The sequence below is a fragment of the Brasilonema octagenarum UFV-OR1 genome, assembly GCF_963888615.1.
In the GTDB taxonomy this organism is placed as follows: domain Bacteria; phylum Cyanobacteriota; class Cyanobacteriia; order Cyanobacteriales; family Nostocaceae; genus Brasilonema; species Brasilonema sennae.
Genome location: NZ_CAWPKW010000056.1, coordinates 1 through 23,951, shown reverse-complemented (window position 1 = coordinate 23,951; position 23,951 = coordinate 1). Strand labels below are relative to the sequence as shown.

21 protein-coding genes, 2 pseudogenes and 1 CRISPR repeat array are annotated in these 23,951 nt (G+C 42.2%); of the genes and pseudogenes, 11 read left to right on the top strand and 12 right to left on the bottom strand.

The window, feature by feature from the left end; genetic code table 11:
• The first annotated feature begins 106 nt into the window (after positions 1-106).
• A complete protein-coding gene (locus tag AC5590_RS04600) occupies positions 107-364 on the top strand; it encodes a hypothetical protein (RefSeq protein WP_169263226.1) in 258 nt (85 codons plus the stop codon).
• 7 nt (positions 365-371) lie between these two features.
• Here the strand turns inward: AC5590_RS04600 and AC5590_RS04595 are convergent, their stop codons facing one another.
• The 3 genes from AC5590_RS04595 to AC5590_RS04585 form a co-directional block, all read right to left on the bottom strand.
• Entirely contained in the window at positions 372-521 is a 150-nt protein-coding gene (locus AC5590_RS04595; protein ID WP_211178270.1) for a hypothetical protein, read from the bottom strand.
• 197 nt (positions 522-718) lie between these two features.
• Positions 719-1,393, bottom strand: a complete 675-nt coding sequence (locus tag AC5590_RS04590) for a thioredoxin family protein (RefSeq protein ID WP_169263225.1) — start codon at positions 1,391-1,393, stop codon at positions 719-721.
• 52 nt (positions 1,394-1,445) lie between these two features.
• Positions 1,446-3,566, bottom strand: coding sequence for a protein-disulfide reductase DsbD family protein (locus tag AC5590_RS04585; RefSeq protein WP_169263224.1), 2,121 nt, complete (start codon positions 3,564-3,566; stop codon positions 1,446-1,448).
• 459 nt (positions 3,567-4,025) lie between these two features.
• Here AC5590_RS04585 and AC5590_RS04580 point away from each other — a divergent pair, with 459 nt between their 5' ends.
• From AC5590_RS04580 to AC5590_RS04570, 3 genes and pseudogenes are all read left to right on the top strand, one after another.
• Entirely contained in the window at positions 4,026-5,054 is a 1,029-nt protein-coding gene (locus AC5590_RS04580) for a CHAT domain-containing protein (RefSeq protein WP_169263223.1), read from the top strand.
• Positions 5,047-5,439 (top strand): annotated as a pseudogene (locus AC5590_RS04575) (RNA-guided endonuclease IscB); the annotation flags it as partial. The gene AC5590_RS04580 and the pseudogene AC5590_RS04575, both read left to right, overlap by 8 nt.
• A gap of 188 nt (positions 5,440-5,627) precedes the next feature.
• On the top strand, positions 5,628-7,508 hold the full coding sequence (locus tag AC5590_RS04570) for an nSTAND1 domain-containing NTPase (RefSeq protein WP_169263222.1): 1,881 nt from the start codon (positions 5,628-5,630) through the stop codon (positions 7,506-7,508).
• Here the strand turns inward: AC5590_RS04570 and AC5590_RS04565 are convergent.
• The 3 genes from AC5590_RS04565 to hpnI all read right to left on the bottom strand — a co-directional run bounded on the left by AC5590_RS04565 (position 7,423) and on the right by hpnI (position 10,888).
• The gene (locus AC5590_RS04565; RefSeq protein ID WP_211178263.1) at positions 7,423-7,926 is read right to left on the bottom strand and encodes an IS607 family transposase; all 504 of its coding nucleotides are present in this window, start codon (positions 7,924-7,926) and stop codon (positions 7,423-7,425) included. The genes AC5590_RS04570 and AC5590_RS04565 overlap by 86 nt on opposite strands.
• Before the next feature lie 108 nt (positions 7,927-8,034).
• Positions 8,035-9,669 carry a B12-binding domain-containing radical SAM protein gene (locus AC5590_RS04560; RefSeq protein ID WP_169263221.1) on the bottom strand — a complete coding sequence of 545 codons (1,635 nt, stop codon included), beginning with the start codon at positions 9,667-9,669 and terminating at the stop codon, positions 8,035-8,037.
• Positions 9,670-9,697: 28 nt separating this feature from the next.
• Entirely contained in the window at positions 9,698-10,888 is a 1,191-nt protein-coding gene (gene hpnI / locus AC5590_RS04555) for a bacteriohopanetetrol glucosamine biosynthesis glycosyltransferase HpnI (protein WP_169263220.1), read from the bottom strand.
• A 143-nt stretch (positions 10,889-11,031) separates the two neighbouring features.
• Between hpnI and AC5590_RS04550 the strand changes: the two genes are divergently transcribed.
• Together AC5590_RS04550 and AC5590_RS04545 are read left to right on the top strand one after the other, a co-directional pair.
• Positions 11,032-12,654 (top strand): cyclic peptide export ABC transporter, encoded by a 1,623-nt coding sequence (locus tag AC5590_RS04550; protein WP_169263219.1) that lies wholly within the window; start codon positions 11,032-11,034, stop codon positions 12,652-12,654.
• Positions 12,655-12,706: 52 nt separating this feature from the next.
• A complete protein-coding gene (locus tag AC5590_RS04545) occupies positions 12,707-13,822 on the top strand; it encodes a radical SAM protein (protein WP_169263218.1) in 1,116 nt (371 codons plus the stop codon).
• A gap of 91 nt (positions 13,823-13,913) precedes the next feature.
• Here AC5590_RS04545 and AC5590_RS04540 read toward each other — a convergent pair whose 3' ends face one another.
• Positions 13,914-14,594 carry a class I SAM-dependent methyltransferase gene (locus tag AC5590_RS04540; protein WP_169263217.1) on the bottom strand — a complete coding sequence of 227 codons (681 nt, stop codon included), beginning with the start codon at positions 14,592-14,594 and terminating at the stop codon, positions 13,914-13,916.
• Positions 14,595-14,687: 93 nt separating this feature from the next.
• Here AC5590_RS04540 and hemH point away from each other — a divergent pair, with 93 nt between their 5' ends.
• The 5 genes from hemH (at position 14,688) to AC5590_RS04515 (ending at position 20,342) form a co-directional block, all read left to right on the top strand.
• Entirely contained in the window at positions 14,688-15,851 is a 1,164-nt protein-coding gene (gene hemH, locus AC5590_RS04535; RefSeq protein ID WP_169263216.1) for a ferrochelatase, read from the top strand.
• Positions 15,852-15,895: 44 nt separating this feature from the next.
• Complete coding sequence (locus AC5590_RS04530; RefSeq protein WP_248277125.1) at positions 15,896-16,393, top strand: hypothetical protein; 498 nt, start codon at positions 15,896-15,898, stop codon at positions 16,391-16,393.
• A 254-nt stretch (positions 16,394-16,647) separates the two neighbouring features.
• A CRISPR array of direct repeats spans positions 16,648-17,559; the repeat unit is 37 nt; unit sequence GTTGAAATTATTTATTCCCCGTTAAGGGGATTGAAAC.
• Positions 17,560-17,707: 148 nt separating this feature from the next.
• Positions 17,708-19,231, top strand: coding sequence for an FAD-dependent oxidoreductase (locus AC5590_RS04525; protein WP_169263287.1), 1,524 nt, complete (start codon positions 17,708-17,710; stop codon positions 19,229-19,231).
• 410 nt (positions 19,232-19,641) lie between these two features.
• Positions 19,642-19,809, top strand: a complete 168-nt coding sequence (locus AC5590_RS04520; protein WP_169263215.1) for a PASTA domain-containing protein — start codon at positions 19,642-19,644, stop codon at positions 19,807-19,809.
• Between the two features lie 131 nt (positions 19,810-19,940).
• Entirely contained in the window at positions 19,941-20,342 is a 402-nt protein-coding gene (locus tag AC5590_RS04515) for a hypothetical protein (protein ID WP_169263214.1), read from the top strand.
• 102 nt (positions 20,343-20,444) lie between these two features.
• Here the strand turns inward: AC5590_RS04515 and AC5590_RS04510 are convergent.
• The 5 genes and pseudogenes from AC5590_RS04510 to purB all read right to left on the bottom strand — a co-directional run.
• Positions 20,445-20,597: pseudogene (locus tag AC5590_RS04510) on the bottom strand (adenylosuccinate lyase); the annotation flags it as partial.
• A 151-nt stretch (positions 20,598-20,748) separates the two neighbouring features.
• A complete protein-coding gene (locus tag AC5590_RS04505) occupies positions 20,749-21,384 on the bottom strand; it encodes a sugar-transfer associated ATP-grasp domain-containing protein (protein WP_348982677.1) in 636 nt (211 codons plus the stop codon).
• Positions 21,385-21,514: 130 nt separating this feature from the next.
• A complete protein-coding gene (locus AC5590_RS04500; RefSeq protein WP_169263213.1) occupies positions 21,515-21,769 on the bottom strand; it encodes a hypothetical protein in 255 nt (84 codons plus the stop codon).
• Positions 21,770-21,911: 142 nt separating this feature from the next.
• The gene (locus tag AC5590_RS04495; protein WP_246162802.1) at positions 21,912-22,109 is read right to left on the bottom strand and encodes a putative ATP-dependent zinc protease; all 198 of its coding nucleotides are present in this window, start codon (positions 22,107-22,109) and stop codon (positions 21,912-21,914) included.
• Between the two features lie 228 nt (positions 22,110-22,337).
• Positions 22,338-23,633 carry an adenylosuccinate lyase gene (purB, locus tag AC5590_RS04490; RefSeq protein ID WP_169263211.1) on the bottom strand — a complete coding sequence of 432 codons (1,296 nt, stop codon included), beginning with the start codon at positions 23,631-23,633 and terminating at the stop codon, positions 22,338-22,340.
• Positions 23,634-23,951 lie beyond the last annotated feature (318 nt).

Sequence of the window (23,951 nt, the reverse complement as noted above, 5' to 3'; positions counted from 1 at the left end):
AACATTGCTGAAGAATGAAAGATTTTCTTCGTTTTTTTTGGGGATAGCTTTGTGAAAGTTTTTAGAATAGAAATAGAAATTTATAATAACAATTAGGAATAGTCTAATGCCCAAATGCCTTTTTAATAAAATAATTGTACCTGGCTTACTTTTTTCCTTGCTGATCATGACAACCGCTTGCGCCAAGGATGAAAGTTATAGTGACTCCAACTCTTCAGAAGTTAATCAAACAACAGAAATTCGGAATGGTGAAGTTAGAATGAATTGTTCCTCCAGTTCACCAGATAATGAGGTGACTACAACAGCGACTGTTAATGGCAGAGAGTACAAGTGTGAAAATGGACGGGCGGTTAGGGTGAGATAACTTATGGCTACTTTATTTGTGTGATAATTTGCCTGACAACAGCAAGAAAACGTTCCATGTCAGCATGGGCGATCGCTCCCATTGTCGAGACTCTAAAGATTGATTTGGCTAAAGTTCCTTGCCCAGCATAAATCATAAAGCCCTGTCGTGGTTTCATGATGAACGACGGCGAGGTGAGTGATGTCGTTGTTTTTATCTAGAAGTGTTAAGTAGCTCAACATAAAAAAACGTAACATCTAGAAACCCTTCGGCTACGCTCAGGGTTTCTGACACCACGCATTTTATGTTTAATTTGGTGGTTCTACTTACCAAATCTTTGATATTGATTTCGTCACCCCAAGGATAATGCAGGTATTAACTACCATATTTTACAGAGCAACCGTAAGGCTGAGTGGTGGAATCAGCTACGTTCTGTCCTTTGAGTACACTGTCTACAGCAGGAATGACATAGTTTTTCGCCGATTTGATATCAGCAGCATTCGTGCTAGGCTTGTCGTCAATAGCACCTGCATACTTTAAGACACCGCTACTATCAATAACAAATATATGAGGTGTAGTGCGGGCTTGATAGAGACGACCAATTTCACCACTAGCATCTAAAAGTACAGCGGTAGGGCTAGCATTGCGGCTCTTTGTCAATTGATTTGCTTGTTGGGCGGTAACATATCCTTGTTGTCCTTGAGCTGACGAGATAACCGATAACCAGACTACACCTTTACCAGTAGTTTCTTTTTGCAATTTTTGCATATTGTTGCTGTTGTAATGCTTTAGGACAAAAGGACATTGATGATTTGTCCATTCCAACACCACAACTTTACCCTTAAAGTCGCTAAGTCTGTGACTTTTGCCATTGCTATCAGTAGCAGTAAAATCTGGTGCAGGTGAACCAACGCGCACGGGAGTAGCAGCTTCAGCCGCATTGCTTGCAACATTAGGAGTATTCTGGCTCACTGTAGAGGGATTTTGGCAAGCAGTCAGCGCTAGGCTAAAAGCAGAGTAAAGTGCAATTGCAATAAGTTGATTTTTCATGGTTTTTCTGAGTTCAATTGTGAATTGTTAATAGCTAATAGCTAATTACTATTTACAAACTTTTTACCTTTTGTTGCACCTCTTGGGGAGAAAGAATCTGAGGTAAAATCTGCGGTGTAGCAGAATTAGCTGGGTATAATAGGTACAAGGGTACGCCACTGCGCCCGAAAGCTGCTAGTGCTTGGGTTATTGCAGTGTCGCGGTTTGTCCAGTCAGCTTTAAGGAGAGCTACGTCTTTTGCTTGGAAAGCACTTACAGTCTCAGGTTGGTTAAGAGCGACGCGTTCGTTTACTAGACAAGTAATACACCAAGCAGCAGAAAAGTTGACAAATACAGGTTTACCAGACTGGCGTACTTGAGTTAATCTTTCAGGAGTATAAGGTTGCCAATTTAGAGAAGTTGAAGTTGCTTGTTGAGTGTTAGAGTTGGCAACGTTGGGAGCTATGCTACCTGGTAACTGTGCCAAAGCCAGGGCAAATCCCAGTACTACCAATGCAGCAATACTACCAAAGCGCCGTCTCCAACCGGAAATGATTTGAGTTTTTTGATGCAACCAAACGGCAAAACCTATAAGTACCAACCCAAATAAGACTGCGGCTACACCATCGCTTCCTGCTTGCTGCGACAATACCCACACTAACCAAGCGGTTGCAGCATACATTGGGAAGGCAAGAAGTTGGGCAAAAGTTTCCATCCATGCACCCGGTCGAGGTAAGATTTTTTGTAAACCGGGAAGAAAACTGATGAGTAGATAAGGTAAAGCTAGACCAAAACCTAAGACTAGAAAAATAGCTAAGGCTACTATCGGTGTTTGTGTGAGTGCAACTCCAATAGCGGTTGCCATAAATGGTGCGGTACAAGGTGTAGCGACGACTGTGGCAAAAACCCCTGTGAAAAATTCACCCACATAACCGTTACGTGCTGCTAAACTTTGTCCCATTCCCATTAAGGAAGCACCAAAGACAAACACCCCTGACAAACTCAAGCCAACAGCAAACAGTAAATACGCCATTAAACTGACAAATACGGGTGACTGTAACTGAAACCCCCAACCAATTTGCTGTCCAAAACTACGTAATAGTAGGAGTATCACCGCTAGGAATAGGAAACTTATTAATACTCCTGCGGTAAAGACAATTCCTCTGTGACGGACTTCCTGTTTGCTGAAATTTGATTTTTGGAGAACGTTTAATGCCTTGAGGGATAACACGGGGAAAACGCAAGGCATAAGGTTGAGGACAATTCCACCCAGTAATGCTAATCCTAAAACCTGCCATAATGGTAAAGAAGCTGTAGTAGCAGCTTGTGTCGTTGTTGCTGCTCCTAATTGAGTTGCGATCGCGAATGCTTGAGTTGGAGTTTGCCTATCTAGGACTTCTTGCAGTACGAGTATACCACTGACTTTGTTGATATCACCGCGATTTCCTCTTTCTAGTAGAAGAGTTAACCCATCTTTGTCAAAGCTGGCTTTCTGGGGTGCAGGGTTATTGATAATACCATCTTGATCAGGGAAAAACGCAACTTCTTTAATCTGACTTGCTTGTAATTGCGGTGCATTAACCTTTAATATCAGGGTTTCTCCCTGAATATGAGCGGTAGTTTGCCACGGAGAATCTTGAGGTAGAGTAGCCCGTGTTTTCTCAAATTCCTTTGCCCACCGCGTGTTAACTGTAGGCGTACCTGTTGCGATAGGTAAGCTGAGACTAAAAGTACCATTTTCTGGAATACACTCTTTCTCACATACCAGCCAATCAGCCTTAGCAGTAAGTTGAATAGGCTGCTTAATATTCACAGTCCCTGGAGTCGTAATTTGACTCAACAGCATGACCTCATCTTTGTAGCCAAAATTCATCAACCCACTAGCAGGTAGTCTCTCAGGGTAAGGATACACCAATTCTCCCGCCGAAAATCCCTGCGGTAACGTCCAAGCAATACTGGGAGCAGTACCAGAGTCACCAGGGTTTTTCCAATAAGTATGCCATCCTTGTTTTATTTGAAAATGTAACCCCACCCAAAACGGTTTCCCTGGTTGAATACTATTGACTTCACTCACCAAGTGTGTTTGCACGTGTTCAGTCTTGACTGGGTTTGCCCAAGCAGTAAGAGGGAGAAGAATGAGAAAACTGAGGATGAATGTAATTATTTTGATGGCTATTTGTGTCAATTTATGCATATGTTTAGCTCATATTTGTACTAACACATTTTGCAGATGTTAGAGGTTGTTTTAAAAGTCCCAGAACGAGTTAGTTCACCCTATGGCTAACGCCACGCCTTACGGCTATCGGGTTCGCCAGATGCCTACCGAGGGAAACCCTCCTGCAGCACCGGTCTCACCAAGTCAAACCGGATTCCTATAGATGTGTCATATCAATATATAAAGTTCTAACCTATTTTTTTGAGGTAGCACTAAGCTAAATTTCTGAGCATAATCTTGGCACGTCAAACAAAAATTTTAATTGCGATACCTGCGGTGAGCTACGCTAACGCACAAGCACAATATAACCAATGCCACAGGGAGTAAAATTTCTCTGGAATTTAATTATCTGCATATGTAGTTTTGTATAGCTACTATTTATATGCAGTCACCATTCTCTGTGACACTACAAACGCTTGTTCTTTTGGGGTTAGAAGTATGAAGAAAATTCTGATTTTATCCGCTAATCCTATTAATACAACTCAGCTTCGTCTAAATACGGAGGTTCGGGAAATCCAATCAGCTTTGGAGCGTTCTAGAAATAGGGAAGAATTTGAACTTATTCCTAGATTGGCTGTGAGGATTGACGATTTACGTCACGCGCTGTTGGATTACTCTCCACAAATTGTACATTTTTCTGGTCATGGGGATGGAACTAATGGTATCGCGTTGGAGGATAATAATGGATACACGCAATTGGTGAGTACGGAGTCGTTAAGTAATTTTTTCAAGTTATCCCAACAAACAGTTGAGTGTGTGTTGCTCAATGCTTGTTATTCAAAAACTCAAGCAGAAGCGATTTACCAGCATATCAACTGTGTTGTTGGAATGGAACGTGCTATCACAGATGAAGCTGCTATTCATTTTTCTAAAGCATTTTATGATGCTCTAGGCGCTGGGAGAAATTATAACGAAGCTTTTGAATTTGGTTGTAACAATATTGACCTCAATAGTAGATCAGAGTTTTTTATACCTAAAATTCAAATCAGAAATGAGTCTAAAACTTTATTTCCACTTAAATCAAGGGAGAAAAGAGCAAATATGACAGGTGGTAACAACGATAACAGACGCATTCAAGGCGGTTATATACAAGGGAATTTTTCTGGTACTTATAATAATTCTGGTAATTATATTGAGGGGAATTACAATGCTTCAGGAGAAGAAAAAAATCTCGCTGAATCTGCTGCTGAAATTCAGAAATTACTAGAACAATTATCCAAGAGTTATTCTACAGATACGTTTGCTGGAAAGGTGCAAATTGCCAACGAAACTATAATCGCGGTTGAAAATAATCCGACTTTAGCAGCAAGGATACTTAGCGCTTTAAAAACGGGTGGTGTTTCAGCTTTTGAGCAATTTCTGAATCATCCCGCAGCTAGCTTTGTTATGGGTGCGCTGGATGATTGGCAGAAAACTAAAGGTCAACAACCCAGGTCTAAAGACACTGGGCTTCTAGCCAAAGTTTAACCGTAGTCGGCAACATCTTCAAAAATCCCATTGGTTAGATGCTGCATGTGTGGGACGCTCAACACCGATTCTTAATATCAAAGGTGTCAAACCGCTAATGATTACAGCCAATGGACACGGTACACGGCAACAATGCGGTACTAATAAATACGGTTTCCCTGTTCGCCATTGTTCAAGAACTAAGTTTCACTTTGGCTTTCAGACTGGGGACATTATAAAAGCAATTGTGACCACAGGAAAAAAGGTCGGTGTGTACGTTGGCAGGATTGCGACTCGCGCAACGGGTAGTTTTAACGTCTCAACGAAAGAAGGATTAGTTCAAGGCATTGGTCACAAGCACTGTAAGCACATTCATAAAAAAGACGGTTATGGTTATTCGTTCTGAAAATGCCACGGGGATTAAAATCCCAGTTCCTAAAAGGAACCGCTGCGCTACGTGCCGTTTCCCTCTCAGGTCTAAAGACTCTGAGCTTCCCACATCCCGCGAGGTTTCTGTGATTAAGCCATAATACACTTTTGTTGAATGCGGTCATTGACTTTTTTCCTGTTAAATAACTTTATTTAAATAAGACTATGGCAGAAAATGAAAAGCCTGAAAATCAAGAATCAGTAGGAAACACCAATGATAACAAGCGCATTCAAGGTGGATACATAGGTGGGAATTTTTCAGGAAGTTATAACAACTCTGGTGATTATGTAGAGGGCACATTATACAGTGTGCATGGTGAGGGGAATGTACTCACTTTTAATCAAACCGAGATTTTGCAAATTTCTGAGAAGGCGATTACCGCTCGCGAATTAATTATAACTTCTCCTTATAAAGGTTTAAAACCATTTGAGTCAAGAGATAAAGAGTTATTTTTTGGTCGTGATAATTTTATTACAACTTTGGTGGATGAATTAGAACATACCAATTTAATTTTACTTTTGGGTGCAAGCGGTAGCGGAAAATCTTCTGTGGTGCGGGCGGGTTTGATTCCCTGGTTAGAAAGAAAGTATGGAACTGCATTTATTAATTTAACATTTACCCCAGATGCTGATCCGTTTGAGTCTTTTTATGCTAGTTTGCTTGGTAATAAGTATTCGCAAAAAGAAGCGATAATGGCTCGCGAGGTGAAGTCAGAAACTTTAATTCAGGTAGTGGACAAACTCAAGAAACCTGATGATTTTTGGTGGATTTTTATCGACCAATTTGAAGAATTGTTTGCTATCAGCGATGAAAGCAAGCGTGACGAATTTGTCAATGGTTTGATAAGATTGAGTCAAGCTAAGTTGCCGAAGGTGAAAATTATAGCAACAATGCGCGCTGATTTTTTTGAAAGATTAAGGGAATTTCCTCAACTTGTGGAAGTAACACAAAAGCATCGCCCGATGATTGTAGAAATGCAGCCAAACGAGTTGCGTTTAGCAATCGAACAACCAGCAGCGCATCACGGAGTCGTTTTTGAAGCAGGATTAGTAGATACAATTATTGCTTCGATTCAGGGACAAGCGGGTTATTTACCTTTGTTGGAGTATACTTTAAATTTATTATGGTCAGAAGAAGTCAAAACTGGTAGTATCAATGACCGGACTTTGAATATTAGTACATATCAAAATATCGGCGGTGTTACGGGTGCGCTGCAAAAGCACGTAGATAATCTTTATAAAGAGTTGTCGTCATCGGAAAAGCTGGCGGTACAGAGAATATTTCTCAAGTTGGTAGGGATTGGTGACAATGCTGAATTTGGTATAGAGTGGAAACCTGTTCGCAGAAGGGCGCTTTTATCTGAGTTTGGGGATGATGAGCGTGCTGTGTTGTTAAAATTGGTGAATGAGAATTTGTTGGTGAGTAATGCTGAGTTGTTGGAGAATTCTTCAAAAAAGGGTTTATTTAGTTCCTCAAAGTTGGAAAAATCTGATTCTACAATTGAAATTACCCACGAAATTTTACTGACTTGTTGGGATGAGTTACGTGGCTGGATTCAGAAAAATCGTCTAGGTATTGCTTTGCGTAACCGTCTTTACGAAGATGTTAAGCGATGGAAAATTAAGAAACCAGAAGATGAACTGTGGAGTGGTTCAAAGTTAGAGCAGATTTTAGAACTGAAGAAGGATGACAATTTTCATCAAGTTTTGGGCGGGTTTAATGATGATGCGAATCAGTTTATTGATGCTAGTGTGGGGGTGCGCGATCGCCAATTAACAAGAACTAGAATCTTCGCTGGTGTTGGTTTGACTCTAGCGGCGTTGACAACTGTAATTAGCGTGGTTGCTATTGTTCAACAACAAGAAGCCAAAAAGCAAAGCATTATTAGTATGACTCAAACCGTGGAGTCTGGTCTTCTGGTCAACAATCAATTTGATGCGATGGTGCAAGCAATCAAAGCTAAGAAAGAATTAAAAAATCTTTGGCTTGGAAAAGATAGTGTTTCTCAACCATTTCTCGCTCTGGGGAAAGGTTGTCTTGGTTGAGAACCACGAGTCTTGTGTTGTCTTGCTGTAGGAGCCATTGGATGAGGTCAAACCCAAAACGAGCGAGTCTGTCTTTGTGGGCAACCACAACAAGTCCGACATTGCCTTCACGCACTCGTCCCAAAAGGGTTTTAAGTCCCGGTCTTTTGAAGTTGAGTCCGGAAGCAATGTCTGTGATAAGTTCTGAGTCTGGGTAGAGGTTTTTAAGGACTGCAACTTGTCTATCAAGATCAGCTTTTTGTCCACGGCTTGAAACACGGGCATAAGTGATAGTTGCCCCATTTCCTCTGTTTGCTGATATACCCGTGTAGCTCGTGATGTCATATCGCCTTTGACCTGATGGCGTTCTAATTGCCTTAATGATACCTGTTTTTTCCCAACGCCTCAGTGTGTGTAAGCAAACTCCAAAATGAGTCAAACCAATTAAAAATTAAATCCTTGACATCTCCCTGCACCTTTAGGTGCAGGGAGATGTCAACTCCGAGAGGTATAGCAGTCGCCAGGTAGATTAGGACACGAACTTCGGTCAGGTGTGAACAGTCTTGCGTATCTTTTGGGAATAGAAAGAAGCTGATTCTTCCTTCTTGGCGCATTCGGTCGTAAACTTAATCAGATGGTGTCCGACCAATCCAACGTGAATCAGTTGCTCGATTTTACCAGCTTTCAATGCTGGTAGTGCCATGTTCCAAAAAGTTTTGCGATAGTTACCCAATAGACCTACTCGCAGCAGGAGATTGCTCATAATTGTTAAACCTTTCTTAATATTTGCCCAAGAAGCACGAGCAGGACTATTGGGAACCTCTATGCGGTTAGGGTAGGTATGCTCCATATTGTAGGCATACCGCTGATAAAGAAATTCCGGCTCATATGCAGTTGTCACACAGCGACGCCACATCTCAACGACTTGTTCATAAGGCATGAGAAACTCGATATTCGACTCGCGATTTTCATCAGACACAAGTCGTCCTGCTTGTTCTAACCTACTCCACAATGCTGTTTTTGGTAATGCATGAAGTAGGTTTATTGTCAACATAGGAATTTGAGACAGATTAATAAATTCCAGAATTTTGTCTGCGGTTTCTGGTGTATCTGTGTCAAAGCCGATGATGATTCCAGAGACAACTTCCATGCCGTAGTTATTTAAAACCTTGATTGCTTCGAGAATTGGCATACTGAGGTTGTGAGTTTTGGAAATAGCTTGGAGGGCTTCCGTTTCTGGCGTTTCAATACCGCAGAAAACTGTACAAAAATACGCTTCGCGCATCATTTCCAAAAGTTTGGGACTCTGCGCTAAATTCAATGTGGCTTCGCAGGCAAATTGAATCGGATAGCCATTGCGCTTTTGCCAATCAATCAGGTGCGGAAGCAACTGCATGAGAGCACGGCGATTACCCACAAAGTTATCATCGACAAAATACACTGCCCCTGGGTTTCCGTATTTCAGCATCGCATCTAGTTCAGCGAGAACTTGCTCTGGAGTTTTGAGACGGGGATTGTTTCCATATAATGCAGGGATGTCACAAAACTCACAGTGATAAGGGCAACCACTGGAGAATTGAATATTGCCAAGGAAATATTGATCGAAATTCAGCAGGTGATAAGCCGGAATCGGAAATTCATTTAGGGGTAAGCGTTCTTTGGTTTCAAAGCGAATTTGCTTTTGGGGGCGATTGCTATGTAGATCCAAATACTCAATCATTTGGTCAGTTGCATCTCCCAATTCACCCAGCTGTAAAATATCAAACTCTGGGTAATATTCTGGACAACCAGACACCGAAGGACCACCTACAACAGTGATTTTACCTTCTCGGTGGGCAAGTTCATTAATTTGATTCATCTGTGGTCGCTGGATATGCATCCCACTCACAATCACCACATCAGCCCAGACAAAGTCAGCCCTGATTGCCGATCGCACATTTTCATCAATAAAGCGGACTTCCCACTCTTTAGGTAAATAAGATGCGACAACCAAAATCCCTTGTGGTGGCATAAAAGCCCGAACATTTCCTCTCAAGGGGTATGCATGATGAAAGGTTCCAAACGAGCGGCTGTATTTGGGAAAGATGCATAAGATGCGTTTATGATGGCGCGGAATGTAGCGGGTATTCCGAGTCGTCTTTTGAGAAAGGGGTTTTTCTCGTGACATTACCTCACCATCCATAGTGCATGCACTCCACAAATCTCAACCGCTAACTTGATAAGACTTTTGCAAAATCGTCTGTTATTTCCACTAGCTTACCGCCTTTTGTCTGCTTTAATCGTCGCCCGCGCCATTCAATTGTGCTGCCGAATAAGCCACAACACCAGATGACAAAAGCTATAACGTCGCGTAGAGGAACAATCCAGAAAAAGTTTCGCACACAAGAGTCTTGAAGGTAGCTAACGCCAACAACCCAGCCCATGACTAATCGCATCACCCAAGTGGTAGCTAACACAGCACAACCGATTCTTGATCCACCTGTAGCCATTAGCAGTAGTAAGCTTGTGACAGTACCATAAGTAAAGATCAGTCCCAGATAACCCCAAGGGCGAGAAACTCGTATACAACGTGCCCAGCGAATTTGACGCTGGATGGAATCTGCTATAGTGCTAGATGCCAATACATGGTCAACTATGTAGTCGGAAAGGACAACCTTGTAGTCTGCTTGAGTGGGTAAGTAGCCGAGTTGAAAGTCGTCTGCCAGATAATCGGCGATCGCCCCAAATCCCCCAATTTCATCCAACACTTCTTTACGAATCACAATCGTTGAACCAAAGGCGAACTTGATACCTTCTAGGGAATTGCTGACTAAGACACCAGCATGGAAATCAGTACCAGTTCCAATACCTTCCAAAATGGTTACCCATCCTTTGGCTACAGAACGGTATAAACAAGTAACAACACCAACACTCTTGTCTTGTAGTGGCTGGATGACTCTTTGGAGATAGTCTATTCCAACTCGGATATCGCTATCAGCAATCACCAAAATTTCATGTTTGGCTTTGGTGATGGCGTTAGCCAAATTGCTCACCTTGGGGTTAGTTCCAATGATGTCTTCGCAGACGACTAACTCAATATCTAATTCTGGAAACTCGTGAATGATTTGCTTGACAACTGGTATGCCACAGTCTAATGGATCGCGAACACAAAAGACAATTTGATAGTTTGGGTACTTCTGTTGGCAGAAAGAAACCAAGTTATTGTATGTTTCGTCATCTTTACCACAAATGGGCTTGAGGATAGTAACGGGTGGGTGGAAATTTAGCTTTCCGAGATGGGGATGATGGAAGAAGGCGAACGCTGCATAGATTCCATAACAGTAAAACAAGACAGCCGATATACAAAGGATGAATAATAGGAAATGAATGATAGTCAGACTCAAAGAAGTTGTCAAAAGCATAGAAAAATAGATTGGTTGTCTCAGACGCCAGCAATGTGCGCGTATTATGAATGATCTGCACATTAGTGTATGACCTAAGATATAACTTTGGAGTCAAAGTTCCCTGTTAAGCGTTCCCTTTTCCCTTTTCCCTTTTCCCTCTCATGAATCTGATTTACTTTCTCCTGCGTTCTTCTTGGGGAATGGTGGCGATCGCAATTGTCACCGGATTTCTCAGTGGCGGTAGCAGCGCCAGCCTCATCGCCCTGATCAGCACTGCAGCAAGTGGCAGCAATGGTGAACGCCTCACGACTCTGGCTTGGGCTTTTCTCGGGCTGGCACTCGTAGCACTGATTACGAGTGTGATTTCTCAGGTGATGCTGATTCGCTTATCTCAAAATGCTGTCTTCCAATTGCGAATGCGCTTGAGTCGCCAGATTCTCTCTTCCGGGTTGAGTCATTTGGAACAGATAGGAAATCCCCGAATTTTGGCAACCCTCACTGAAGATGTGCAGACAGTTGCTAATGCTGTACACCAACTGCCTTACCTTTGTATTGATATTGCTATCGTAGCAAGTTGCCTACTGTATATTACTTGGCTATCGTGGTTTGTACTTGTGATGGTTATAGGACTTGCAGTGGTAGCAATTGGTAGTTCCCAGTGGTTGTTAGTCAGAGGAGAGAAATTCCTTGCTCTTGCACGAGATGATCAAGATATATTATTTAAGCATTTCCGTACCATAACTGAAGGAGTAAAAGAACTCAAATTACACCACAAACGGCGTCAGGTCTTCCTTTCTCAGAATCTGCAATCAACCGCAGCCCAATTCAGCCGTCACAGCATTGAAGGTTTAACTTTCTTTACATCAACAACGAGTTGGGGAAGACTTTTGTTTTTTTTCGCGATTGGTTTTGTGCTGTTTGCACTTCCGCATCTGTTCACCATCAGTCGTCAAACTCTTTCTGGCTACATCTTGACTTTTACATACTTGATGATGCCAATGAACAACCTTGTGGAGAACCTCCCCGTAATCAGTAAAGCTAGCATAGCCTTGCAAAAGATAGAGTCACTGGGTTTATCTTTGGCAAACCAAGCTGAACAATCAACCGTTCCACCAGAAAGCAAGTCTTCTTGGCACGAGTTACAATTTGTGGATGTGACTCATACTTATCGTACAGATTTAGAAGACAGCAGCTTTCTTATCGGTCCTATTAACCTAACATTTTATCCTCAACAACTGGTGTTCATTGTTGGAGGAAATGGCAGCGGTAAATCGACTCTCGCTAAACTTATTACAGGACTCTACATTCCGGAAGGTGGAAAAATTTTGTTTGATGGAGAGTTGATTACCGAAGAAAATCGAGAGTGGTATCGTCAACATTTTTCTGTCGTTTTCTCGGACTTCTATTTATTTGAAGAACTTTTAGGATTAGATAATATTAACTTAGATACTCAAGCTCAAGAGTACTTGAAGCTACTCCAGATTGACCATAAAGTCAAAGTAAAAAATGGCAAGTTTTCGACTACAAATCTTTCACAAGGGCAGCGCAAACGACTTGGCTTGCTAACAGCATATTTAGAAGATAGACAAATTTATCTGTTTGATGAATGGGCGGCTGACCAAGATCCAGTATTTAAAGAAATCTTCTACACTCAACTTTTACCAAAACTGAGAGATAAAGGCAAAACTGTACTGGCAATTACCCACGATGACCGCTATTTTCATGTAGCAGATAGGATTATAAAACTGGATTACGGTAAGGTGGAGTTTGATAAAAAAAACTAGTCACTAAAATCCAGTATAATTCCTGTGAATATTATTAACAAAAAAGTATAAGATGCCTCATAGTAACTCGGTTTTGCAGTCAAAAAGACGGTCATTGTGGCAAATGGCGCTACAGGGATTTTTAGATGGTGGACCTTCCACGTGTCAATTCGCCATTACCAGTGCATGTAATGCTCGTTGCGGGTTCTGCAACTTTGCAGTAGATAAGTTGCCGATAGATTTGAGGCATTCTGTAACCCTAGATGATGCAAAGCTTGCGGCGGAGATTCTCTATCGCAATGGGGTATATTTCCTCATCTACGTGGGTGGTGAGCCAATGCTCCATCCCCACTTGACAGAAATGATAGCTCATGCGTCTAGTATCGGTATGGCACCGATGCTTGTGACTAACGGTTCGCTCTTGACGCCAAAACGCATCGACGAGATGGCTGATGCAGGGCTTTTAGGAGTTTTTATTTCTATTGATGCTGCTGCGGCTTTGGAACACGAACAGAACCGAGGACTTATGGGAGTGTGCGATCGCATCCGCGATGCCAATGTCCATTTGAGCCGCCGAGGCATCGGTACAACCGCCTCAGTCACCATGAGCCGACTGATAGAAGATTACCAAAAGCTCCCACCATTCTTAAAGTCACTTGGGTTTGACAGCGTCACCTTCTCGTATCCACTCACTACGTTGGCATCATCCTACCTTGGTTATGCAGAGTCGCACTTGGTGGACTACACTGTTGAGGAATTGCATGAGCGCTTCGAGAACGTCAAAGCGCTCAAACGTGATTTTCGCGTCGTAAATCCTACCAGTTCTATAGAAGATATGCAGCGTCACTTAAGTGGTGAACCAGAGCAATTCGCCTGTCTTGGTGGCTGGAAGCTATTTTACCTAGACTGGCACCTTAACCTCTACCGTTGTCACAACTGGGATCAGCCCTTGTGCCACATCACAGAGTTTGACGGCTCACAGCGAGTTCGTGATGGGTGTACAGCGTGTATGATGGACTGCTACCGTGACTCAAGTGTCATGCAACATATCGGCGTTGCTGTTAGTGACGGAGTGCAAGCAGCAGCACAGGGAAAGTTCAAGCAAGCTTTGAAACATTGGTTTAACCGGAAAAACCTGCTTTCTTTGAAAGCTGTCTTGGAAGAAGCTTCCTGGTTGCGCCAACTGTGAATGGTTGCTCAATCACCAGGGCGAACTGTAAATTTGGACATTTGGGATCCTCCCGATCCTAATTCAGACGACTCTGCGTCGTCTTTTTACCTCATTTCTTCGCCTGTATCACCTGCAAACTCCCACCTGCATACAACTTCGGTTCACCAACTTCAAACCCAATCTCTGTTAATAACGCAGGCAAATCAGTTTTCAACAATTGCCAAGCCGTGTGTGTTTCAAACAACAACAAAAATACCCAAATTCCAGGCACAAATAAGGGATTGGTAGGATTATGAAAATCCACGAGTGTAAACACGCCTCCTGGCTTCAAGACTCTGTTTACTTCTTGGAGAATCTGCCGCAGTTGCTGTTGCTCCATTTCATGCAGTGCGACGCTTGTATGCACTACATCAAACTCATGATCTGCAAATGGCATATCTTCCGCGAAAGCTTCCACATATTTAGCTTGGGGAACATTTTGCTGTGCCCGTTTTAGGGATAATGGGGAAGCATCTAAACCTGTTACATTTTGTGACAATTTCACTAAAAACTGTGTGACTTGACCACTACCACAACATAAATCTAGAACTTTGGTATCTTTTGAAATTGTTAATCCTTGCAAAGCTAATTGCCTCAAACGCCCCTCACCCTTACGGGTTCGCCAGTCGCTACAACGGGGGGAACCCCCGCAACGCGCTGGCTCACCGCCTACACTCAGAGCCGCTAAACCAGAGATGCTATCGTAGAACCATTGATAGCGGTAACTCCAATTCCTCAAAATTGTAGCCACAACCTTTCCTCTTATCGTTAACTTAGATATTTATTCAGGATATATTGTTAACATTAGTAAAAAAGCTGAAAAGATTGGGGGATTTTAATAGCTATGGGTCGCGTAGGCGTGTTATTACTCAATCTCGGTGGTCCTGACAAATTAGAAGATGTTAGGCCATTTCTCTATAACCTATTTTCTGATCCCGAAATCATTCGCCTACCGTTTACCTGGTTGCAGAAACCCCTAGCTTGGTGGATTTCCTCAAGGCGTGTTCAAAAATCTCAAGAAAATTATAAGCAAATTGGCGGCGGTTCACCGTTACGACGGATAACCGAAGCTCAAGGAGAAGCCTTAAGAGAACAGTTGGATGACTTGGGACAAGACGCTAAAATTTACGTGGGTATGCGTTACTGGCATCCTTACACCGAAGAGGCGATCGCCAAAATTACCCAAGATAACATCGACCGTCTTGTCATCTTACCCTTGTATCCACAATTTTCTATCAGTACTAGTGGTTCCAGCTTCCGGCTTTTAGACAAAATTTGGCAAGAAAACCCAAAACTTCAGCTGATTGATTACACTGTTATTCCCTCTTGGTACAAATCTACAGGCTACCTGCAAGCAATGGCGCAGCTGATTGATCAACAAATAGAACAGTGTCCCAATCCTGATGAAGCTCAAATTTTCTTCAGCGCCCACGGCGTTCCCAAAAGTTACGTTGAAGAAGCAGGCGATCCTTACCAGCAAGAAATTGAGGAATGCACTCATCTGATTATGCAAACCCTCAATCGACCAAACTCCCATGTCTTAGCTTACCAAAGCCGCGTTGGTCCGGTGGAATGGCTGCAACCTTATACAGAAGAAGCTATCCCGGAATTAGGGGAAAAAGGCGTCAAAGACTTGGTTGTCGTACCCATCAGTTTTGTCTCAGAACACATCGAGACATTACAAGAGATTGATATTGAGTATCGCGAACTTGCAGAAGAAGCTGGAATTCACAACTTCCGTCGCGTACCTGCACTCAACACACATCCGGTGTTTATCAAAGCCCTAGCTGATTTGGTTCTCGATGCATTAAAAGCCCCCAGTCTGAAGTTCGCCCAAGCCACCCAATGGAAGAAGAAGGTGAGAATTTACCCGCCAGAGGGTTGGGAGTGGGGTATGACAAGTAGTGCAGAAGTTTGGAATGGTCGTATTGCCATGTTAGGCTTCATAGCATTAATTATCGAACTCGTTACAGGTCACGGTCTACTGCACCTGGTTGGGTTATTGTAGTCAAGTCGCTGTGCAATTTTTCGTGATTCGTCATTAACTTAGTAATGGTGAATCACGAATTCTTTAACCTTATGTGGTGGAAACACAACTATATTACTTTTATATTGCTTCTGTTACTAACAAGCCTGACAACACTTTATTTATGGTTTCCTGTAGATGATTCTAATTGCAACATCAAAGCCGTTTTGAGACCAAGATTTGGAAAATACGATGTGTATGCAACCAAAGTCGTTGTTCAGCCGTGGCGTGGTGAACATCAAGTGTATGGAATTTTTATGGTTCCAGATAAATACAAGGATGCCCCATTTTTTGTTTTAACTGTAAAAGGTGCTGGCAGCAACTGTGAAAAACCATTTGGCACGTTACAAGAAGTTGATGGGATTTTTGCTGAACCAGGTACGCATTTGATCAGGGACTACATCAGAACTCGAACGGCTTTCAGATTAATCCTCCAGGGTATGTACAATGAATTAAAAGATCCACAAAGCTGGAAACTGACTTATCCACGTAATATTACTCCTAATAAAACCTCAGAATTTTGAAAGACTGCGCGGATGGGTAGGTGTTTGAAAAGTCAAAAGGACATTTGCGGCTCAAAGGCTTATCAGCTCTGAATTTGAGAGTTTTTCAAAAAAACGGCATCCGCGCAATCGCTAGAACCTTTGCCAGGAGTGAGTTTGAGGCTATTTTGAAATTGGCACTACTTGACACCTGATCGCTGAAATGGTACTTTTGTTATACATCCGCGCAACCGCACCTCGAAAACTGAATTGGTCATGGGTTTCATATGACAGCAGTTGAAATTATTTATTCCCCGTTAAGGGGATTGAAACTTGGATGGAATTATGTAAGAGTTACGCCTTAAAAGTTGAAATTATTTATTCCCCGTTAAGGGGATTGAAACAAGAAGAATCAGAAAAGTAGCTGTAGAATAGAAGAGGTTGAAATTATTTATTCCCCGTTAAGGGGATTGAAACATTATTTGAGATGCATTCGGCTAGTTTGTTTACCGTTGAAATTATTTATTCCCCGTTAAGGGGATTGAAACTGGTAAACGTTCGCCGCAGTTATTAATCCAAAACCAGTTGAAATTATTTATTCCCCGTTAAGGGGATTGAAACTTTGATGAATTTCAAACTGAGTTCGGCAGTGATTCTATGTTGAAATTATTTATTCCCCGTTAAGGGGATTGAAACTTTGTATATAAGGTAAATCTTGTCTACTGTCTACAGTTGAAATTATTTATTCCCCGTTAAGGGGATTGAAACGCTGCTGAAAATCTCAATGAAAGCAAATCCGAAATGTTGAAATTATTTATTCCCCGTTAAGGGGATTGAAACTACTTAGTAATGTTAAGGTACAGGCTAGATTACAGGGTTGAAATTATTTATTCCCCGTTAAGGGGATTGAAACCCAAAAGCCTAAATCCCGAAAAGTATCAACTAAGAGGTTGAAATTATTTATTCCCCGTTAAGGGGATTGAAACAGTTCGAGAGAACGGTCTTGAGTTTGCTGGAACAGTTGAAATTATTTATTCCCCGTTAAGGGGATTGAAACTTCCCCCATAGACACGAGAATAAAACTATCAATGGCGTTGAAATTATTTATTCCCCGTTAAGGGGATTGAAACGCTCAATTTGATGCGCGATCGCACACCATAGTTTTCGTTGAGTTGAAATTATTTATTCCCCGTTAAGGGGATTGAAACAATAGAACATCAGGATATTGCTTGTACAGGGATTCGCAAGTTGAAATCACCCACTTCCCCCCAAGGGAATTAAAACCAAAGTAAGAGTTAAAGCGAGATATTTTATCTAATATTGAAAATAATTGCAGATGCCAACACCAACATTGATATGCTTACCGATACTCGTGCAGCAGAGAAAACCAATCATTCTCGCCAAAATGTATTGATTGTTGGGGGAGGTCCAGCAGGACTTGCCACAGCATTAATGCTAGCCAAACGTGGTTGGACAAATATTACAGTTTTGGAAAAACGCGCCACTGCTGATTACTATGAACCCGACAAATCATTCAATTATCTCATTGATGGTCGGGGTCAAAAATTTACTGACTTCCTTGGAATAACTGACAAGCTAATAGAAATCAGCGTTCCCAGTAAAGAATTTTATCTAACAGAAATCAAAGCCAACGGAAGCAAAAAAACATTTAAACTACCTTTTGTCGATCCAAAGCAAAAAACAGCTTACTGGATTCCCCGAAGGGCATTTGTTCTTTTGCTATATCAAGAAATTGAACGTAATTGGCAAGACAAGATCACTGTACTGTTTAATACAACATGTGTTGAAATCAATAAGATAGCCCAAGAAAACGCAGAGGGTGAACAGCTTGAAGTTGTTAGCCAAACACAGAATGGTAGGGTTGCCAAATTTGAGCCTCAGCTTCTGGTTGGTTGTGATGGCATTTACTCTATTGTCCGAAACACTTTGAAAGAGTGGGACAAGTCTACATCAGATAGATTTGAGATGAAGTGTTTTCCTTCGCCTAGCTCAAAGTTGAGGTATAAAGTGTTAAGTTTACCTCCAAATTTTCCGTTAGATAATAGTGGTGAGGAACACGCTGTATGTACTATGTCATACGCAGTTCGTAGCGCTTTCCGAGACAGCAGGCGAACATTATCCCTTGGTTTATTACCGATTAAAAATCCAGATGAATTTCGTAGTGCAAATATCATTAGACTACCAAATCATGAGATATGGAAATTAAAAAATAGTGAACAGGTGTATAACTTTCTTGAGCAAGCCTTTCCACAATTGCCTATACACCAAATAGTTTCGCCTGAAGAAGCTGCTCGATTTGCTTCCAGTGAAGGCGGTTACTTTCCTCCTCCCCAATATTGTTCTGGATTGCACTTCGAGTTAAGACACAAACAAGTAAATCAAGGAATGGGCGATCGCTCTTCTACAGTTGGGGTAGTCTTGTTAGGGGACACTATCCATTGCTTTCCTCCAGACATTGGACAAGGAGTCAATTCTGCATTAGAAGATGTGTGTGTCCTCAACGAAGCACTTTCTAAAAATGATGATGACATCTCTGGTGCTCTACCTTTATACGAATCCTTACGGTTTGCTGATGTCAAAGCTTTGATACGTCTTGCCCAAATTGCTTTTCCTTGGCAGTATAACCAAGCTCCCCTTCGCACAAAGCTTTGGAATGTCAACACTTTGCTGCGATTTTTACTCAATCGATTGCTACCTCAAATCTTTAGTCCTCCAGCCTTCTTTCTGATTAGAAATTATCAACTTTCTTACCAGGAAATCTTAGTTAAGGCTCAACGTACTACCCAAATCCTGTATATACTCGGTTTGATAGTGATAAGTGGATTTTTAGCTTCAGTTTTCAGGTTAGTTCAAATCTAATAAGCCAACTTGCGGGTTATTGAATTGTGAGCGAAAAATACCTGTCTATTCAATACGGTTCGGATAAGATCCCCCCGCCTGCGGCGACCCCCTTTTTAAGGGGGTAAAAGAGGGTTATAAGCCCCCTTTTTAACTCTGTTGGGGGGATCTTCCTTGAGAAAAAAAACAAGCAACCGAACCGTATTGCCTGTGTATTCATGCAATCTGCGCTCCAGGCAGAGCGCCAAGCTATCGCCCATCACCAATTATTTTCAAGTCCTGCTCAATTCGATCCAAAAGTTGAAATTATCTACTTAAGTGCAAGGGGATTAACACTGCATGATCAGAGGAAACACAAGTGGTTGTATCTTTGATGTGTAATACTCAATGAACAAAACAAATATTACAAAACGAATTGTCCTTTCTCACTGATGAATCTAGCCGCCCAGCAGCTTACTAATCTAACAGGAAAAACTAGGTCAGAAGCAAGAACAATACTCACCAATCAAGGCTTTGAATTTCAAACCTCCACAACAGGCGGATATGAAACCTATGAGCATCCAGATGGCAGTGTAATTCATATTAGACCAAATGGATAAATTGTTCGTACCGAGCCAAAGATTAAAGGTAATAATAGAAAATATTACCCTCGCAGGTACGACAAATTTGGTAGCAAAATACAATTTATCCCTGGAGCAAATACACATAGTACCGGAAAAATTGTGATTCCATGACTATAAGCATTGCCCAAAATATAACAACCTTTTTGGAAGATTTGAAAAGCGCTGATCTCATTGGAATTTCCTTACTTCCTCAAAATTTCGGATTGCGCCTTGAGTTTACCTTTGGTCCCGAATCTGGTGATGCGAAGATTGAACTTTATCGAATCGTTCACCTTGTGATTTCTCAGCCTCTAAATACAGATGATGAAGATTTTTGCTTTTGGGTAGGGGAGGTCGAACTCAAGAAAATCGAGGAAGGCGAAAGTCAAATTTTATCAGCCTTGTCTTACCCATTTAAGGATTCAAAGGGAAGCATTGAGACAGATTCATCACTCATTTATTTTCGTTTGGAAGGAGATATCTGTGTAGAAGTCGTTTGTGGGAATTATAAAATATTTCAAGAAATTTAACAGTTATAGCCGTTGCCAGGTAGATTAGGACATGAACGAATGAGAAAATACGGACATTACGAGATTTTCAACCCTGTTCCCTGTTCCCTGTTCCCTGCTATATGTCCTAATAGAGTTGGCGATTGCTATATCAGTGCGTTCTATAGATGCGGCTAGTAAGGCTAATTGTTGGGCAAAGTCGGCGTGGCGATCGCGCGATATCACCTGTGTTAATGCTGTATCCGGTTTGAGTCCGAGTTTTTGGCAGGCGATTGCGCAGGGCGCAGACGCCCTTGGCGTATCGCACCCCATGCCGAATTAGGTGATTTGTTTACTTCTACGGCATTAACATTGGTAGTTTTACCTGCTTTGTATGCCAAGTTTGGTAAATAGTTTTCTGTTGTGGGAGCATTATGAACCCAAGAACTTACTTGTAAAGATCAGACAACACATTAATTGAACTGGCTTCTACTGCAAATGCTTCTTGTGCAAAGGCAATTTTTTCTGGAATTCCTGAAAGTTTTGGCAAGGCATGATCAATTGCTTTGAGTCGCCCAATTAGCCCTTGTTGATTAGCAATTTGAATTGCAAGTCCAGGACGGGCGTTAATTTCTAGTAAAAGTGAACCTTTTTGCTGATCAAGAACAATGTCAACGCCGAGATAGCCAAACTCTGTTTTATCGCCCAATTTAGCAGCCATGTTTAATATTGTTTGCCAGTGAGGTATCTGGCGATCGCGCAATGAATGCCCAGTTTCAGGATGTTTTTCAATGTAGTGGTTTTTCTGGATACCAGCTAGCGTTGTGCCTGTTGAGAGATCAATACCAACACCAACGCCACCTCTGTGTAAATTAGCCTTACCGTCAGAAGCCCGCGTGGGGAGACGCAACATTGCCATTGCTGGAACCCCCCGATAGACAATCACGCGGATATCGGGAACACCTTGATAAGCTATTTCATCAAAAACTGGGACGATTAAATTTACCATCGGTAAAATCTTCGTCACCAACAAAAAAAGACTATCGCCTGTCTCTGGTAAAGCTTGCGATCGTCTAGTTAACACTTTGGGAGCAGTTCCAGGTATCCGAAAGCCCCGAAGTGGCTACTGTGGTAAAGAAGTTTGTCCTTGCAAATAGAGCGTTTGACCGAAGTTGCACGAGTGAGGTAATAAAACGCTAATCTAATACGAATCACTAAAGAATATTTAAATCTAATAACGCTTGCTGTAAATCATTCACACTTAGCTCGTTCCCTCCTACCACATCCTCCACTTGTTGGAGAAGACTAACGCTGCCGCCCCATATTGCTCGCAGATCCTCGTCTGTCAGTCCCTCCCACTCGTCGTCGATTTGAAGTAGGTTGTGGTTTCGTTGGTTTTGTCGTTTGCTGTTCGTGGTGTTTTCGTTGTCACTGAGACCGGAGTTTGTCGTCAAAATGGTATTTTTCATGATGTGTTCCTATGAGGTTAAGAACAGGATGTGTTCAATACAACAACAATATTGCAAAAATCACTTGTTGTCAAAACATCGTATCAAAACCTTGTGCGATCGCGAAACCGAGAAAACTGAGAATATTGAAAAGGCGATCGCACTAGTCTTCCATCCACTTGAATTTGTCTAAAATTTCAGCATTAATTGACGTGGTCTTGGCACCAGTATCAAGCTTTACTTTGATCTCTTGAGCAACACCAGGAATCCTTGCTTTTTCTACCCAACCGACAACCTGAGTTTTGTATTCTACCCCGTCAGTTGCTTGAGTTTTTTGTGAGGTACATCCGGTTACAGACAAACACCCAATAAATATAAAAATGAAGATTCTTTTAACAGTATGCTGCGTACAGAATCTACATTCACCCCTTACATACAACGATATATGAAATATTGTTACCTACAAATCAAAGATTACCTGGTTGCAGCTGTAACTAGATCGCCCTGAAGGCAGATTTGTGAATAAAGAATGTTGATATTACTTTCAAAAATGGGTGCGTTACGCAGCAGTTACGCACCTCATTCCAAACTAAATTCCCAATCTTTGATAAACCTGTTCTAAATGTTTTAAATGCTGCTGTGCATCAAAACACTCTTCAATTTCTCCTGACGATAACTTTTGGGTAACGCGAGAGTCTTTGACAATCAATTCATGAAAATTACCGTCTAGTTTGTTCCAAGCGGTGTGAGCGTTTTCTTGCACAATTGCGTAAGCTTCTTCACGGCTCATTCCTTTATCTATCAGTGCCAACAGTACCCTCTGGCTGAATACGACGCCACCATAGCAGTACATATTCCGTTCCATGTTGTCTGGATAAACCAGCAAGTTTTTCACCAACTTGGTTATTTCTTCCAACATAAAGTGAGTCAAAATGCAAGAGTCGGGAAGAATTACTCTTTCTACGGAACTATGAGAAATATCTCTTTCATGCCAGAGTGCGATATTTTCTAACGCAGCACCAGCATGAGAGCGAACTAATCTCGCCATTCCTGTGAGTCTTTCTGAACGAATGGGGTTGCGTTTGTGGGGCATTGCTGAGGAACCTTTTTGCCCTTTGGAGAAGAATTCTTCGACTTCTAGAACGTCTGTTTTTTGTAAGTTGCGAATTTCGACGGCGAAGCGTTCTATGGATGCGGCGAGTAAGGCTAGTTGCTGCACAAAGTCGGCGTGGCGATCGCGCGATATCACCTGTGTCGATGCTGTATCCGGTTTGAGTCCGAGTTTTTGGCAGGCGATCGCCTCCACACGAGGTTCAATATTGGCATAGGTTCCCACCGCACCAGACATCTTACCCACAGCGATTGTTTCACGCAAAATTTTCAAACGTTCTTGGTGTCGCAACACTTCTGCCAACCACCCAGCCAACTTAAAACCAAAAGTGATCGGTTCAGCGTGAATACCGTGAGAACGCCCAATCATCACCGTCGTGCGATGTTCCTTAGCCTTTTGACGAATAACCTCAATCAAATCTTCTAGGCGTTGCATCAACACATCCAGACTAGCAACAAGTTGCAGCGCTAAAGCTGTATCCAGCACATCAGAACTTGTTAAACCCAAATGGATGTAACGCCCCACCTCTCCAACATATTCATTGACATTTGTCAAGAAAGCAATCACATCGTGGCGGACTTCAGCTTCAATTTCCAGCACCCGCTTTGGATCAAAATTCGCCTTTGCTTTAATTTCTTCAACTGCTGCAGTTGGAATATAACCTAACTCAGCTTGAGCTTCACAAACAGCAATTTCTACTTGCAGCCAAGTTTTTAGCTTATATGCTTCTGTCCAGAGATTGCCCATCTCGGGCAAGGTATAACGCTCAATCACAGTCCGCCACTTAGTACAACCGTCATATTGTACAAAGAACGCGGGAACTCATAAAGAGTATGTATCAGACTTTAATCAAAAGTTTCCTCTTACTTTCAGCAAACACGCTTAACAAGGAACGCTTAACAGTGAACAGGGAATAGGGGACACGACACCGATAACCCTTCGGGTTCGCCCTAGTGGGAACGGCCACGCCTTACGGTGAGTCCAGCGCTGCGGGAGGGTCTCCCGACAGCCAGGCGACTGGCGAACCCGGAGGGCTATCGGGTATCTCCTGCCCAGACGCTACTTTGTAAGTCCCAAAGGGACACGCTTACG